At 34.6% G+C, this 16671-nt stretch carries 12 protein-coding genes; 8 read left to right on the plus strand and 4 right to left on the minus strand.

Annotated elements, in window-relative coordinates; all coding sequences use genetic code 11:
• Positions 1 to 33: 33 nt before the first annotated feature.
• Positions 34 to 3480 (plus strand): class I tRNA ligase family protein, encoded by a 3447-nt coding sequence (locus OOK97_RS04585; protein ID WP_253303030.1) that lies wholly within the window; start codon positions 34 to 36, stop codon positions 3478 to 3480.
• 61 nt (positions 3481 to 3541) lie between these two features.
• The gene (locus tag OOK97_RS04590; protein WP_264705016.1) at positions 3542 to 6289 is read left to right on the plus strand and encodes a coiled-coil domain-containing protein; all 2748 of its coding nucleotides are present in this window, start codon (positions 3542 to 3544) and stop codon (positions 6287 to 6289) included.
• Here OOK97_RS04590 and pheT read toward each other — a convergent pair.
• A complete protein-coding gene (pheT, locus tag OOK97_RS04595; protein WP_264705018.1) occupies positions 6280 to 8619 on the minus strand; it encodes a phenylalanine--tRNA ligase subunit beta in 2340 nt (779 codons plus the stop codon). The two genes, OOK97_RS04590 and pheT, sit on opposite strands and share 10 nt — an antisense overlap.
• A 120-nt stretch (positions 8620 to 8739) precedes the next feature.
• On the minus strand, positions 8740 to 9027 hold the full coding sequence (locus OOK97_RS04600; RefSeq protein WP_077188073.1) for a hypothetical protein: 288 nt from the start codon (positions 9025 to 9027) through the stop codon (positions 8740 to 8742).
• A gap of 229 nt (positions 9028 to 9256) precedes the next feature.
• On the opposite strand from OOK97_RS04600, the gene OOK97_RS04605 reads away from it, so the two are divergent.
• Genes OOK97_RS04605 through OOK97_RS04630 form a run of 6 tightly spaced genes read left to right on the plus strand, consistent with a single transcriptional unit; the run spans position 9257 to position 13868 of the window.
• Positions 9257 to 9982 carry a F0F1 ATP synthase subunit A gene (locus tag OOK97_RS04605; RefSeq protein WP_022626288.1) on the plus strand — a complete coding sequence of 242 codons (726 nt, stop codon included), beginning with the start codon at positions 9257 to 9259 and terminating at the stop codon, positions 9980 to 9982.
• 58 nt (positions 9983 to 10040) lie between these two features.
• Positions 10041 to 10268: a F0F1 ATP synthase subunit C gene (locus tag OOK97_RS04610; RefSeq protein ID WP_006014985.1), complete on the plus strand. Its 228-nt coding sequence runs from the start codon at positions 10041 to 10043 to the stop codon at positions 10266 to 10268.
• A 3-nt stretch (positions 10269 to 10271) separates the two neighbouring features.
• The gene (locus OOK97_RS04615) at positions 10272 to 10751 is read left to right on the plus strand and encodes a F0F1 ATP synthase subunit B family protein (RefSeq protein ID WP_077188072.1); all 480 of its coding nucleotides are present in this window, start codon (positions 10272 to 10274) and stop codon (positions 10749 to 10751) included.
• 8 nt (positions 10752 to 10759) lie between these two features.
• The gene (locus OOK97_RS04620) at positions 10760 to 11236 is read left to right on the plus strand and encodes a F0F1 ATP synthase subunit B family protein (protein WP_077188071.1); all 477 of its coding nucleotides are present in this window, start codon (positions 10760 to 10762) and stop codon (positions 11234 to 11236) included.
• 14 nt (positions 11237 to 11250) lie between these two features.
• On the plus strand, positions 11251 to 12858 hold the full coding sequence (locus OOK97_RS04625; protein ID WP_319803575.1) for a glycosyltransferase family 2 protein: 1608 nt from the start codon (positions 11251 to 11253) through the stop codon (positions 12856 to 12858).
• A complete protein-coding gene (locus OOK97_RS04630) occupies positions 12807 to 13868 on the plus strand; it encodes a COX15/CtaA family protein (RefSeq protein ID WP_264705020.1) in 1062 nt (353 codons plus the stop codon). The genes OOK97_RS04625 and OOK97_RS04630 overlap by 52 nt, the downstream gene beginning before the upstream one ends.
• Here the strand turns inward: OOK97_RS04630 and OOK97_RS04635 are convergent.
• Positions 13817 to 15892: an acetyl-CoA carboxylase biotin carboxylase subunit gene (locus tag OOK97_RS04635; RefSeq protein WP_264705022.1), complete on the minus strand. Its 2076-nt coding sequence runs from the start codon at positions 15890 to 15892 to the stop codon at positions 13817 to 13819. The genes OOK97_RS04630 and OOK97_RS04635 overlap by 52 nt on opposite strands.
• A 61-nt stretch (positions 15893 to 15953) precedes the next feature.
• Positions 15954 to 16616 carry an ankyrin repeat domain-containing protein gene (locus OOK97_RS04640; RefSeq protein WP_264705023.1) on the minus strand — a complete coding sequence of 221 codons (663 nt, stop codon included), beginning with the start codon at positions 16614 to 16616 and terminating at the stop codon, positions 15954 to 15956.
• Positions 16617 to 16671: the final 55 nt, after the last annotated feature.

Below are 16671 nucleotides of genomic sequence, written 5' to 3' on the forward strand. Positions count from 1 at the left end.
AAGCCCTATATTCTTTAGTTTTACATAGCGAACATGAAGTCAAAGCATTATCCTGATACAGTAAGTAGTCCTGATTTTTCGTCGTTAGAAAAAGAAATCATAAAATTTTGGCAGGAAAATAAAGTTTTTGAGCGGTCAGTTGGAGAACGTTCTAAGGATAATTGTTTTGTGTTTTATGATGGGCCTCCATTTGCAAATGGACTTCCGCATTATGGACATTTACTCACTGGTTTCATCAAAGACGCATTTGCAAGATATCAAACTATGCTTCAAAAAAGGGTTGAACGTAGATTTGGCTGGGATTGCCATGGATTGCCGGCTGAGATGGGTGCAGAAAAAGAACTTGGAATATCTGGTAGAACTGAGATAGAGAAGTTTGGTATAGATAAATTTAACGATCATTGCCGTACTTCTGTGATGAAATTTTCATCAGAGTGGGAAAAATATGTCAATAGACAAGCAAGATGGGTAGATTTTCACAATGACTATAAGACTATGGATAAATCATTCATGGAGTCGGTCATGTGGGCATTCAAGCAGCTTTATGATAAGGGTCTGGTGTATGAATCAGTGCGCGTTGTACCATATAGCTGGGCATGCGAAACTCCATTATCTAATTTCGAAACAAGGCTTGATAACGCGTATAGAGAAAAAGTTAGCAAAGCTGTAACTGTTGCATTTGAGCTTTTAGAAAACCCACAGCAATTTAAAAGTGTTAAACGAAAGTGTAAATTACTTGCTTGGACTACAACTCCCTGGACGTTGCCGAGCAACTTGGCTTTAGCAATAGGAAAAGATATTAAGTATTGTGCAGTGTCAGTCCACCCTTTGATGTCATTCCAGCGCGTGACGCTGGAATCTATTTCTGGATCCCAGTGTCGAAGCACTGGGATGACAGGGGAGGGGGCTACTGGGATGACAGGGGATAATGCAAAAGATCTAGTTAACGATGAAGTTTACATCTTCGCTGAAAGTTATTTAGGGAAATTTGTCAGCCACTGTGAACAAAGCAATATTCCATATGAAAACTGCAATATAAAACTTAAAGCGAATGATCTTGCAGGTCTTTCTTACAAACCACTGTTTGACTATTTTAAAGACACAAAAAATGCATTTCGCGTTTTTATTGCTGATTATGTGACGGAAGAAGATGGTACTGGCGTTGTGCACACTGCTCCTGGATTTGGTGAGGAAGATTTTTACCTTTGCCAAAGCCATGATATTCCAGTTATTTGTCCAATTGATAACAGTGGAAAATTTACTGCTGAAATTTCAGATTTGGCAGGGGTTCATGTTTTTGATACCAATGATACAGTAATAAAAAAATTAAAAGAGCAAGGGAATTGGTTTAAAACTGAACAATATATTCACAATTATCCACACTGCTGGAGAACTGACACTCCTTTGATCTATCGCACTATGCCTTCTTGGTATGTTGCTGTTACAAAATTCAAAAGCAGAATGGTAGAGCTAAATAAGAGAGTTAATTGGATACCAAACCACATTAGAGATGGTCAATTTGGAAAATGGCTTGAAGGGGCACACGACTGGTCAATTTCACGCAATCGATTCTGGGGTACGCCAATCCCTGTATGGAAATCAGACGATGCGAGATATCCAAGAGTAGATGTATATGGTTCAATAGAAGAACTGGAGAGAGATTTTAATGTTAAAATAGACGACTTGCACAGACCATTTATCGATACTTTAACAAGACCAAATCCTGATGATCCAACAGGAAAATCAGTTATGCGCCGTGTACCTGACGTGTTTGACTGCTGGTTTGAATCTGGCTCGATGCCATTTGCGCAAATCCACTATCCGTTTGAAAATAAGGAGTGGTTTGAATCTGCGGATTTTATCACTGAATACATAGCGCAAACCAGGGGGTGGTTTTATACGCTCTTTGTATTGTCCACTGCTTTGTTTGATAGGGAACCATTTAAGAACTGCATATGCCACGGTGTTGTTTTGGATGTAAAAGGGCAAAAATTGTCCAAACGTTTGAATAACTATGCAGATCCAATGGAGGTTTTTGATAGATACGGTTCTGATGCACTGCGTTTTCTTATGCTTTCTGGATCTATTGTTTGTGGTGGTAATTTGCTACTCGATAAAGAAGGAAACTCAATACGAGATGTTCTGAAAAACGTAATAAAACCTATTTGGAACAGTTATCACTTTTTTACTATGTATGCAAATGCAGATGGAATTAAAGCTGAAGTTTGTAAGGATTATCAAAGTACTATTGATCGCTACATGATTTCCAAATGTTTTGAAGCTATAGAAAGTATCCAAGCTTCTATGAACAGCTATAACTCCCAAGAGGCTTGCAAAATTTTAATGAACTTTTTTGAAGTGCTAAATAATTGGTATATTCGTCGCAGTCGCGAGCGTTTTTGGAAAAGTGATTTGGATCAGGATAAAACTGATGCTTATAATGTTCTATATACGGTTTTTTATTACATACTAAGAGCTGCAGCTCCTTTGTTGCCACTTATAACAGAGAATATATGGCAAGGGCTTAAGTATGAAGAAACATCTGTTCATTTGGCTGATTTCCCACAATTAGAGAAGTTTGATAGTCAGCTCATTGCCAAGATGGATTTAGTGAGAGAGGTGTGCAACTCTGCACTTTCGATCAGAAACACTTTTAATATACGTATCAGACAGCCGCTTGGCAGTATGATCATTTATCATCAGTCTTCCTGTAGTTTTCTTGAAGGTGAACCGCTTTCTGTCATCCCAGAGTTCTCTCCTGTTATCCAAGTAGCTGACACTGGGATCCAGTGTGCTGCAGATTCAAATGAGTACCAGGAGATGATAAAAGATGAGGTGAATGTAAAAAGCTTGGAATTAGTAAACAGACTTGAAGGTATTGCATCACTAGAACTGAAACTAAATTTTCCTATGCTTGGAAAGAGAGTTCCGGAGAAGATTAAGACACTGGTTCAATATGTTAAACAAGGAAAGTGGAAACAAGTTGAATCCGGTGTCATCCGAGTAGCTGACACTGGGATCCAGATGCAGATTCCAGCGTCACGCGCTGGAATGACAGAAGGTTCCGCAAAAGGTTCAATATTTTTAGGAGATGAAACAGAGAACTATATTATAGAAAAAGGTGAATATGAACTGTTATTAAAAGCAAACAGTGAATATTCTGCTGTGTTTGATAACAACAAAGGGATTGTGATTCTGAACACTACTTTAAATGATGAATTAATTCTAGAAGGGCTCGCGAGAGATATTGTGAGGCTCATTCAAGAAACTAGAAAACAAGCTGATTTTCATATATCAGATAGAATTAGAGTAACAATCAAAACAGAAGATGAAAAAATTAAGGAAGCAATAACTACATGGAATGAATATATAAAAGAGCAGACCCTTGCCTTATCTTTGGACATTAATAAAGAGATCGAAGCCGACTTCTATTCTAAAGAATATCAAGGGTTGATAGTTGGTATCAAGTTAAGTTGTTAATAAAGTTGCAAAGTTACTAATGTTTATGTTATACTTAGATTGCTTAGGGTAAGGTTATAATATGAATAAAGCTGTTGCAGATGATTATGAAAAAGTTGTTAACAATAGTGATGGTTTAGGTAAAGTAGAATCTATTTCCAATGTTGCTTTGGAAGAGGAAGAAGAGTTTTTTGATGCTATGGAAGCTGTTTCTAATGTAGAAGAAGGGAATGATTTAGGTCTTGCTACTTCAGAAGAGGAAGAAGAATTTTTTGATGCTGTGGAAGAACAAGAGCCGTTAGCTAATTTTAACGTTCCACTCAGTATATTTCATTATAAAGATTATAACTCTGATTTTTTTACTTCTTGGTATAATATATCAAGTAGAATATTTAAAGAGGTAAATCGAGCTTGCCCGGAGAAGAAAGTATTAAATTTAGCTCTATCAGTTTTAATGTTTCCTTATATAGTTTTCACTGCGTTAGGATTAGCCGTATATAATAAATTAAAAACAAATGATAAGACACAAATCAGTTCAGAGGAGAATAAAACAAAAAAAAGTGAAGTAAGTGAAAGTACAGCAAAAAGACTGGCATATGGTGTTCTTGCTGCAATAGTGATTCTTGTTAATATAGCTATGCTTGCAGCATTACTTATTCCTGCAACAATTGCTTTGGCTACTTTTTATCTTTTAAATAGAGATTTATCTCACTCTTTAGTTACTGCTCTTAAAATAAGTATGGGGCGGTATTCTAATAAGCATCAAAATATTGAGGTGTCTTTTCATGAAAAGGAAGTTACTGGACCAAATATTGCGTGGGATATGGAAATAGAATTTCCACCGCAATTTAAACGATTGCTTAGAGATTTGTATGAAAATGAAAATAACAAGTGGTTTGATGTGACGCGGGATTCAGAGCATAGCATCGTACTGAAATTGTCAACTAACATCAATTTAAAAAATGGTCTTAAGCCCTTACGCAATGAAATCAAGGATGTGCTTGCAACTTCTATTCAAGAATTTGCGAAGACTATGGAAGAACTGATAAAGCTAGAAAAGAAAGAGATTACATATGATAAATTGAAGGAATTGTTGGACGAATTCAGGTTAAAAGTGGTAAGTAGCATAGATTTTAAGTTGACAACTCACTTAATATACAACGCCTATCAAGTTGCCTTTATACAAGCAGTTAGGTTTCAGCTGGATAGACGGAAAGAAGGTTTTTCACTGGAAGATGAGATAAAAAATTCTTTAGTGAGACAGGAATTAGAGAGTCAAGGTAAGGAATTACCAAGTGAGAAAGAAGTGATAATAAGAGATCTGAAAAAAGCAGGAGCAAAAGTACCGGATGTTTTAGATGATAGTGAGCTTCCTATATTTAAAGCAGAATGGAAGCGGCTTAAAGAAGAAGGGAAGATAGCTAAGAGAACAATTATTGATGTTTATAAATATATACATAGTAGAGAAACAGAGACAGCTCTAGGTAATGCTAAAGAAGAGATTAATCTTTTAAAAAAAGAAGGACAAAAAAGATATATTAGGATACATGAAAAATTGAAAGAAATATATGGAGATGTAAAAAAGAATAATTTAGCAGGTGATGTTTTAAGAAGAAGGTTAGAAGGTCTTTTTAAGTTCGAGTATGATGATCAAGAAGTTGAGCAAAGGCTAGTAAAATCAGTAATGAAAAAAGCCAAGGGTGAGTTAGGCCTATTAGGCATGCTCAGCTTAATAGACCAGTTTCGGGATTTAGAAAAGGAGATAAAAGGTTCTTTGAGTGAGAATTTAAAAGAAGCTTCAGATAAAGTAAATGCTTTTGTAGCAAAGATATATTTAGAAATAACGAAATGCAAAAAACAAAATGTACTCAAAGGCCAAGCAAAGGGTATAGAGGATTCATGTAAGCTGTTAGAGGAAAAGGAGCCGGATTTAGTACAGAGGATTAATGCGCACCGAGCGGAAATTGCAGAATGCTTAGAGCAACCTATATCGTTAAGGAAAGTAATAGAAGAAAATGAGGATTTAAACAAATATTTAGAAGGTGAGCGAAATAGGAAAGGAGAACAGCATCCAAGTACAAAATTAATAGAGAAGCATTTGAAAAATAACCAAGAAATTCTCAAAGCATTAAAACAGTTAGAATTAGAAGAAAAAGGATTGTTGATAAATGAAGAAACAAAAAATGATTATATAGAAGAACTAGAATCTCGCGAAAAAATAAAGTTTGCAATAATAGAGGATGATTTACTGAAGGAGTTCGAGCGTGAAACTTTTAACGAAGAAGCAGTTAAGAAGTTGTTAGAGGAAGAGGAACTTGAATACTATTTGGCAGAAAAATGCATAAAAAGTCCTGTGATAAAAACAAAAAATAATATCAAGCACTTTTATCAAGGTTTATTGTCTCCTTTGATAGATAATTTGACAAAAGATATAATAAATAATATACCAGGAAATAGTGAAGGTTGTATACAGAAAGTTAAGAACTGGAGTAAAGTTATGTTTGGTGCAATAAAGATTGGAGCATCAAATGCTTATAAAGAGACTACAGAGAGAAAAGCGTTAAATGTGGCACATAATACTTATAAAGAAGGAGAGACATTTCTTCAATGTTTTCAGTCAAATTATGAAGGTATTGGAGCCTTTTTAGGTAATTTATTTTCTGATGATGGGGTAACATTTAAAAATGATGTGTGGCCTAAAATAGAAGAGCATTTGCATGGAATGTGGGATAGATTTTTCAAGGATATTGAATTCAATATTGGAAATAAATTGGATGAAGTAAGTGTGACACAGCAACGGCAGGAAACTATGATTGTGACTCAACGATAAGTTCTCAAAGTTCCTCCGGTATTTTCACATACTAAATTAACTATAGCACTTGATTCTTTTTGGATCTCTTTTTCAGTTAAAGTGTGAGTTGGAGAGCAGAAAGTAACTGACAATGCTATAGACATCTTATTCGATTCTATATTATTTCCATGGTATACGTCAAATACTAAAACTTCTGTGATGAGCTCTGAGCTTTTTTTTACCACATTGATTATGTTACCTACTTTCACATCCTTATTTACAATAAATGCAAAATCACGTTTTACACTTTGGTATTTATAATCGATAAATTTCTTTCTACTTACAGGTAAATTTTCAATATTTTCTAATATCACCTCAAAACCTACAACTTTTTGCTTGATATCAAAAAGATCTAATATATTAGGATGCAACTCTCCAAAATAACCTGCTACTTTATTCTTAAAAGAGAGAGTGCCTGACTTTCCTGGGTGATAATGTTCTTTTTCTGCTCTCTCTATCGTTAAATTATCACAATTGACGTTAAAAAACTCCAAAGCTGCTATGCAATCAGCCTTTGCGTCAAAAACATCTACTTTTCTATCAGTATTATAATGGTTTCGCGGTAAATTATTTCCTGTTCTTATCCCACTTAAAACATGTTTAGACCGAGCTTCACCATCGTAAATCGGCCCAATTTCGAAGATTGCAAGATCAGATATTCCATGGGCAATATTATCAGCAGTAACTTGCAATAAATTTGGCATAATACTTGGTCTCATTATATTAAAGCTATTGTTAAACGGATTATCGATGATAAATAACTTATTCGAGTAACCAAATTTTTCAGCTGTTGATTCACTCATAAACGACCAGGTTAGCACTTCATGAAACCCTCTGTTTGTCATCAAAATACGCAAATTGTCGTATGTACTATCTACTTCTTCAACATTATTTGGTAGTGGTTCTTCTTTTATTTTGTCATAGCCGTATATCCTTGTTACTTCTTCGATTAGGTCAGCCGGTATTGTCACGTCCGGTCTCCAGCTTGGTACTTGTACATTCCAATTGCCTTCGGTTTTTTTATCAATACTAAACCCTAGTTTCGTTAAGATATCAAGCACCTCATCAGGCGATACAGACACACTTCCAAACTTGTTCACATCCTGATAATCAAAGCTCACCTTGGTGTCAGCACTATCTAAACTGCCAGCAGACACTACGCTTGAGGTTTCTCCACCACATAAGTCCAGAATCATTTTAGCTGCAAGGTTGAGTCCATCAAAAGTAAATCCAGGATCAACTGAACGTGCAAATCTGTAACTAGCGTCTGTGGAGATGCCGAGCTGCCTTGAAGATTTAGTAAGAGAGATGGGATCGAACCAAGCAGACTCTAAAAAGATATCAGTAGTTTCAAGAGTACATTCACTGCACTTACCACCTATAATTCCAGCAATTCCATGAATATTTTTATCACCTGCAATAACGCTTATGTCTTTGTTTAATAAGTATTCTTTACCGTTCAAACCAGCAAATTTTTCTCCGTCGTTTGCTTTGCGTACTGTGAGCTCTCCTTCTATTTTTTTTGCATCATACGCGTGCATTGGGCGGCTGAAAGATATCATAATATAGTTTGTGATATCAACTATTGCAGAAATGGAGCGCATTCCTATCGATTCCAGCCTATCTTTTAACCATTTTGGGCTTTCTTGATTTTTTACATTGGCGATGTATATTCCACTAATAAAACTTTCCCCGTCAGTAACTTCAACATCGATTGGTGAATTTATGGAGCTGGTAAGTTGTGGAATGCTTAAAGTCTTTAATGTCCCAATTCCAGTTGCAGCAAGGTCGCGAGCTATTCCATAAATGCCTAAGCAATCTCCACGGTTTGGAGTAACATTTATATCAATTACAGGGTCACAATTGAAAAATTTATCCCCTACTTTATAATCATCGGAAAGCTCGATTATTCCTTCACTTTCCTCTTGAACCAGCGCAAGTTCAGAAGTAGAGCAGAGCATCCCTTCACTTAGCATTCCTCGTATTTTTGTGGACTTAATTGTGAGATCACTTTCTGGCAACGTGCTACCAAGAGATGCAAGTACAGTTTTCATACCTTCTCTAACATTGTTTGCTCCACAGACTATTTGTAGAATTTTACTTCCATCATTTACTTTACATAATTTTAATTTATCAGCATTTGGATGAGGTACGACTTCTAATACCTCTGCAACAATAAACCCAGTCAATCTGGAATTATCGATCACATCTTCTACTTCTAACCCTATGTGAGTTAATTTATCGGTAATTTCTTCTAAACTAGCATTGGTTTCTAAGTGTTCTAATAACCAAGATAATGTGAATTTCATGGACCTAAAAAGAAGTGAAAAAGTTATTGTAATGTAAAATGTAGTGATTTTAAAGCTTATTGTAGTGGAATGAAAAGTGACTTCTGTATCACAAGCAATGATGCAGAAGTTTTTGTAACTTTATATCTTCTTGTAAAGAGAATTTATCTTCTTTATATCACCTTTTAAATCTATCTCCGTAAAGGATTTAAGATTCATATTGTGGGTATCTGCATGGAAGCTATGAATGTAGCCATCTATAGTTAAGTCTCCTATCATATTATGGCTTTCATCTAGTATTTCGCTTCCTATTTGATAATGGCCAGTATATTCGTTAAAGGAACCATCTGTCAATTTGATGTATCCGTTACCAAATTCCTGCTCTAAATTTAAAGGATGATTAGCGTTAATAAAATCTATTTCGTTCATTATATACCTCACTAAAAATTAAATTATAATTAAAATAAGATGTTAAGTTAAATAATTTAATAAGATTAGTAAATTTTAAAATACAGAGCTGACTGTAATTAACACTCTAATTACATATTTTGTTAATGTATCAATGTTATAATAACACAGAGCCTTATCTTAACCCTTGACTTTGTCCTATAAAATTCATACTTTATTTACTGTTATAGTTCAAGTACATAGGGTCAAAATGGCGTTAAATCCGCTAGAGCAATTTAAAGTATATACAATAATAGAGTTACCTAGGTTATTTGGGTATGACGTAAGCTTTACCAATTCATCTTTTTTCACGATGATTTCGGTGATATTGATGATACTCTTTTTGCTTTTTGGAATAAAGAAGGGGTCAGTAATACCAGGATATTTGCAAGCTGCAGTTGAGTATGTATATGATTTTGTTATTTCAATAATAGAAAATAACACTGGAAGCAAAGGCTTGCAGCACATTCCATTGATATTCACAGTATTTATTTTCATTTTATCGTGTAATTTAGTTGGTGTTCTTCCTTATAGTTTCACGGTCACAAGTCATGTGATAGTCACCTTCGCTTTATCGATGGTGGTTTTTATTTATATAACGATTGTTGGATTTAAAGAAAGGGGAGTAGAATTTTTACGCATATTGCTACCAAAAGGAACTCCTTCGTGGCTTGCACCTATAATAATTATTATTAAGTTGTTTGCTTATTTAGTAAGGCCGGTTAGCCTATCAATAAGGCTTGCAGCAAATATGATTGCTGGTCATACAATCATCAAAGTGATAGCAGGGTTTATTGTAAATATGAACATATTTTTCACTCCTGCGCCGTTTTTGTTCATAATTGCATTGATAGGATTTGAAGTATTTGTTGCAATTTTACAAGCTTATATATTTACTATATTAACATGTGTATATTTGTCAGATGCAGTAAAGTAATTGACTTCCTTGTAGAATATTTTACAATTATATTATAAAGAAAAATTAAAGGTAATATATGGATTTAGTAGCTTTAAAGTTTATAGCAATTGGTTTAGCTGTGTTTGGAATGCTCGGTGCTGGTTTAGGTATAGCTAATATCTTTTCTGCTATGTTAAATGGGATTGCGAGAAACCCTGAATCAGAAGGTAAAATGAAAAGTTATGTTTATATTGGTGCTGCCATGGTTGAAATCATGGGATTGCTTGCGTTTGTACTTGCAATGTTATTAATATTTGCTGCTTAACAGATGCCACAGCTTGATGTTTCAACCTTCTTTTCTCAAGTTTTTTGGTTTTTAATTTTTTTCTCTTCACTTTTTTTCGTGGTAAGTTGTTTATTTTTACCAAAGTTAGATAAAATAATAAGCACTAGAAGTAAAGAAGTATTGGGTTCTTTTAATAGTTCTGTTCATCTTTTAAGACTCACGGAAGAGCAGATTGCCAAGTATAATGCCGCTTTAAACCAAGCTAGAATACAGGCAAAAAAAATCATAGATGATGCACTTGCTCAGGTAGAAGAAATGAGAGCTAATGTTAAGAATATATTAGAAGAGGAAGACAAAAAAAAGAGCAAGCTTATTGAAAAAAAAGTGGCAGAATTTAAATCTGAATATACTGATCAGTTAAAACAAATGGCTACTAGTATTGCTTTAATTTATTATACTAAATTGACTAATTCTGAAATTGAAGAGGAATTTATTGCTGACTTGGTGTCCAAAGAATTTTAGGGGTTTTTATGTCTACATCACTGATTATCGGTCTTGCCTTCTTGGTAAGTTTTGTCCTTTCGTATAAATTGCTAAAGAAAGTGATAAAAAATGCGCTTAACAATAAGCGTAACAAAAGCAAATTTTCAAGTGAAGAAACTGAAAAATTCAGGAAAGATATGTTGGAGTATTACAAAAAATCTTCTAAAAAATACAAAGAATTAGATGCAGAAGTTAATAAAATGATGAATGAAGCACTTGATAAAGCTAATAGTATCATTAAGCACAATAGACAGCAGCTAGATCAGACATTAGATGACAATGCCCATTCTAACTTGAAGAAAGTCACTGACCAAGTTGAAAAAGCTCTTGGGGATTTACAGACTAACACAGTGAATATAGCTGCTGATGCTGTAAAAAAAATAATGCATGAACGTAAAGATGATAAGCGTAGTAGCGAGGTCATATCTTCATTTTCACGTGACTTAAATAAAAAATTGCATTAGGTTCAATGCAACAATTGCCTATACTTCAAGCTGATAATGTAGAAAAAATTAAGTTTGATTCTAGTTTGTGCAAAGAGCCAGAGAAACTTTTTTACTATAAATTTAATATAATTCCTTGGCAAAAATTAAATAATACTACTTTTTTTATGGTTGAAGACACAAGCCGAGATATCAACCGTTGGGTCGAAGCTCATTACGGTATTGACTATGTATTAATAAAAGTGGATAGCGAACAGATTTTAAATCTTCTTAACTCGCACTTTGGTATTTCAGAATTTGCAAGCAACTACTTATATTACAAGAATCCTAATTTTTCAGCTAAAAGCATTAAACTAAGCTCAATATTTTTTGCTTCTTTCTTTATTGTAACTTCAATTTTAACACTAACAGAGAAATATACATATTTTGCTTTGATGTTGATATTTATAATCGGATGTTCTAGTTATTTATTCAAGTTTATAGCTACAGTTTTTAGCTTATGTGAAACCTCCAACCAAAAAGTGGATTATAGTAAGCTGAATGAAGAAGATTTTCCTATATATACTATTTTATTGCCTGCTTTTAAAGAAAGTGCAGTGATAGAGCAATTGATCGAAAGCATTGAAAGTTTGGATTATCCAAAATCAAAATTAGATGTGAAGCTTCAGGTAGAAAGTGATGACCAAGAAACGCTAGCAGCTATAGAAAAGTACACTTTACCGCAGTATTTTGAAGTAATAAAAGTGCCTCATTCTTTGCCTAGAACAAAAGCCAAGTCATGCAATTATGCTATGAGCTTTGCTAGAGGAAAGTATGCAGTAATATATGATGCGGACGATAAACCAGACCCATTGCAGTTAAAAAAAGCACTGATTGAATTTAATAAGGACGACGATAAGCTTGCCTGTGTACAGGCGAAATTAAATTACTATAATTGTGATTATAATTTTCTCACAAAATCCTTTTCTCTGGAGTATATGAACTGGTTTCAATACTTATTGCCTGGATTCCAAAAAATGAACATGCCAATGCCTTTGGGTGGTAGCAGTAATCATTTTTCAGTAAAAATTCTAAAAAAAGTGTTTTTCTGGGATGCTTACAGTGTTACCGAAGATGCTGACCTCGGTTTGAGACTTGCGCAAATGGGATATAAAACCAGGATGATTGACTCAGAAACATTGGAAGAGTCACCAATTGCTGTATTTGCTTGGATTAAGCAAAGAGCGCGCTGGATCAAAGGCTATATGCAAACTTATATTGTTCATTTAAAAAATATAAAGTCACTTTATAAACACACTGGATTTAAGGGAATTTTGCTATTGAATCTTTTTGTTGGCTCTGCAGCTTTTATATTTTTTACTACTCCATTTTTACTGCTTTCATTGATATTAACTAAAGTTTTAAATGAATTATTTTTGTACTACTTTGTAGTGGTATACGTTACTAACCTGATTCTTTTGGTAATAGCTGTCAAACAGCAAAAGATGCCTTTTTATTTTTATATAGTATCGATATTTTTTCCGGTCTATAGTCTGCTACATAGTGCAGCAGCTTTTCTTGCCTTGTGGGAATTTATTCTTTACCCTGAGCGATGGAACAAAACTCAGCATGGTTTATGGAACAAAAGCAATCAAAACCTGTAGCTATTTGGCTTTTTCTCTGCTGTATCATGGTAATTCTCATGGTGGGGATTGGTGGATTTACCAGACTTTCAAAAGCAGGATTGTCAATCACAGAGTGGAAACCCATCACTGGAACATTGCCACCACTGAGTGGACAAGACTGGCTACAAGAAAAATTAAAATACGAAGCTACACCTGAATATAAAGCACTTAACTATGGTATGAGTATGGAGGAGTTTCGCGCTATATACTTAATAGAATATGTACACAGATTGGTTGCAAGACTAACAGGTTTAGTTTTTGTCCTGCCATTTATATATTTCACATTAAGAAGAAAAATATCTAAAAAAGTAGTAATAAAGCTATTTATGGCATTATTATTTGGAGCTTTACAAGCTTTTGCTGGTTGGTATATGGTTAAAAGTGGTTTAGTAACTGAACCTCATGTTAGCCACTATAGGCTTGCACTTCACTTATTATTAGCATTAATTATCTTTGCATTATTGTCATATCAATTTTTTGATTACCAAATCAGGCCAAAGCAAACTAAACTTAAGATTAGTAGTGACACTATATACTATACAGGGATGATTTTGGCCCTAATTGTAATACAAATAATTTTCGGTGCGTTTGTTGCGGGATTAAATGCTGGTTTGATTTACAATACCTTTCCACTAATGGGCGGACAAATCGTTCCAGAAGATTTATTTTTCTTACAGCCTATATGGCTGAATATCTTTGAGAACAGAGCGACAGTGCAATTTATACATCGAGCACTGGCATTGCTAATACTAACTTTGGTAGTAATACTCACAGTAAAAAATGCTAGCATAAAACCGGTATATATTATGCTGCTCTCCGTCGTCATTCAGATCATTTTAGGTGTAATTACTCTATTATTGCACATACCGATAGCCATTGCCATAGCTCATCAAGTGTTTTCATTTATCTTGTTTGGGTCAAGTTTATACTTCTTGTGTTATTTAAGGAAGCAGACTACATCACCAATCTGCACATTTTTTCCTTCTTGAACGGGAATATTTTTTATCACCATTGCTGCTTCAGCACATATAATATTTTCCATTTTCATCGCTTCCACAACAAATAAAGGTTGTCCTATTTCTACCTGATCTCCTACATTTACGTGTAATTTAACTAATAAGCCAGATATTGGGGATTTTACAGCATCTACTGAAATCCCTTCTGTTTCATTATTTAGCATTAACTTACTTAATTCAGCTACATGAGGTTTTAATATACAACACTCAGCTTTCATACCTGCATGTCTTATGAAGTACTTGCTGCCTTGTCTTTCTATTTTAAGTGCTATATTGGTATCGTCATTAATTGTGATATATAGCAATCTATAACTTGATTTCCACTTGCCTATAACGGAGTATTTATTGTGATTATATACCGTTATTAGTATATTATCTTGGTATTTTGCATTTACGGAGTACTCATTGTCATTTATATTCACTATGAATAAATCTCTTGCACGGTCACCTGCCATCCGAGTAGCTGATACTGGTGCCCCTTCTTTTTTACTAGATTCCAGTGTCACGCACTGGAATGACACCTGAGATGTTTCATTCACTGCTTTATGATGGTACCTTTCTTCATTTTCCAAATGAACATATAACGCAGTGAAAATAAATATTTTAATATACTCCTCTGTAACAAAATCGCCGTGAAACCCACTAGGGTAATGATCTGGAATGAATCTCGTATGGAGCTTTGCTGCGATAAAATTTGGGTGATGGAAGATGGATTCTAGAAATTCTATATTATTTGTTACTCCTTCTATATAGCATTCAGACAATGCTTTTTGCATTCTGCTGATCGCTTCTACTCTATCTTTTCCATATGTTATCACTTTGGCAATCATCGAATCATAGAACATGCTAATTTCTGAACCTGCAGCAACTCCATCATCTATTCTTACATAATCATTTTCACCCGGTTTATCGTAATATTTTATTCTTCCGCTGGAAGGGAAAAATTTCTTCGATGGGTCTTCAGCGCAAATTCTACTTTCTATTGCAGAACCAGTAAGTTTAATATCATCCTGACTGAACCTTAATTTTTCTCCACAGGAAGTTCTAATCATTTCTTCTACTATGTCTATTCCAGTTATAAATTCTGTTACTGGATGCTCAACTTGTAATCTCGTATTTACCTCAAGAAAATAGAAGTTTTGGTCTTTATCTACAACAAACTCAACAGTACCTGCTGAAAAATAGCCAACTTGCTTTGCTAAAGAAACACATTGGGCATACATTTTTTGTCTTACTTCTTCACTAATAAATGGACTTGGCGTTTCTTCCATTATTTTCTGATTATTCCTTTGTATTGAGCACTCCCTCTCTCCAAGACATACTATATTGCCATATTTATCCGCTATGATTTGTATTTCGATATGTCTTGGTAATTCTATATATTTCTCTATAAAGATACTGCCATCCTTAAAACTTTTCTCTGCTTCATTTGTTGCTGATGTGAACGCTAGTTCAATTTCTTTTTTGGAATTTACAATTCGCATTCCCTTGCCACCACCGCCTGATGCAGCTTTAAGCATAACGGGAAAACCGATCTCTTCAGCAACTTGAGCTGCGTGGGCAGCATCGCTGATCTTACCCATATATCCTGGCACTACATTCACTCCAGCTTTTCTTGCAGCTTCTTTTGCTGTTATTTTGTTGGCTGTAACTTCTATTGTTTCTGCACTGGGACCGATGAAGTCTATATTATGTTTTTGAAGAGCACGTGGAAAATCTGGATTCTCTGCTAAAAAACCATAGCCAGGATGAACTGCCTCAGCACCTGTTTCAACTGCTACTTCACATATTTTTTCAATGTTTAAATAACTGAGGCAAGATGGCGAAGGGCCGATATATCTTGACTCATCTGCTTGTCTTACATGCACAGAATTTACATCTGCATCCGAGTATATGCACACACAAGATATACCCATCCTACGAGCAGTTCTGATAATCCTGCAGGCAATCTCTCCTCTGTTTGCTATTAAAATCTTACTGTACTTCTTTTCCGTCATCGTATGAGTATACTTTCTTAAGTTGAGAAAGTAAATTATTGCCTGCAAGTAATTTTTAGCTTCATGCTACAGCTAAATCACTATTTAAAAGTTGCATAACATCAGGATCTGTCACTATAGTACTTTCATCATACAAGCCGTATATCCCGTTACATGCCTTAAACAACAAACATGTAGATCCTCCAGAAGCTATTGTAGCTACTGAAGCTAGTGCAAGAGATTGAGAAACCAAAAATAAAAAGTGCAAGGATAAACATAAGGCAGCAATACACGCTATAGCTCCTATTATGTATAAGCACAAATGAAATTTGCTATTACATATAAAACCGCCCTTTATACCTGCAATTTGCTTAGCTTCTTCCCGTTCTGCAGCATTTAAAAAATAAAGAGGAGCTACCGCTACTCTCCCATGAAGAATGCAGCTTTTATCACAGAGTGCTTCTTTAATATATCTCTTATTATCCTTAAGTTTCTCTTTTAATCTTTCTGATTCTTTCCAATTTTTAGCTTCTTCTGCTTTTTTAACCTTACTCTTAGTACCTTCTTCCAAATTTCTCATAATCTCTTTGAGTGCAGGTAGCAGAATTTCTTGACTTGCTGCTATATGAAATGGGTTCCCATTTTCATCAAGCCTATGCTTAGCTGCATAAGCAACATTCTCTGTGCAAATTCTGACAAATTCATCTTTATTTCTTGCTTTTGCAACTTCAAATAAGTCAGCCATAACATACCTCGCTATATTTAACCAACACTAAATTATACAACATAACTTACGAAAA

Origin of the sequence: Wolbachia endosymbiont (group A) of Gymnosoma rotundatum, assembly GCF_947250765.1 — a bacterium.
Taxonomy (GTDB): domain Bacteria; phylum Pseudomonadota; class Alphaproteobacteria; order Rickettsiales; family Anaplasmataceae; genus Wolbachia; species Wolbachia pipientis.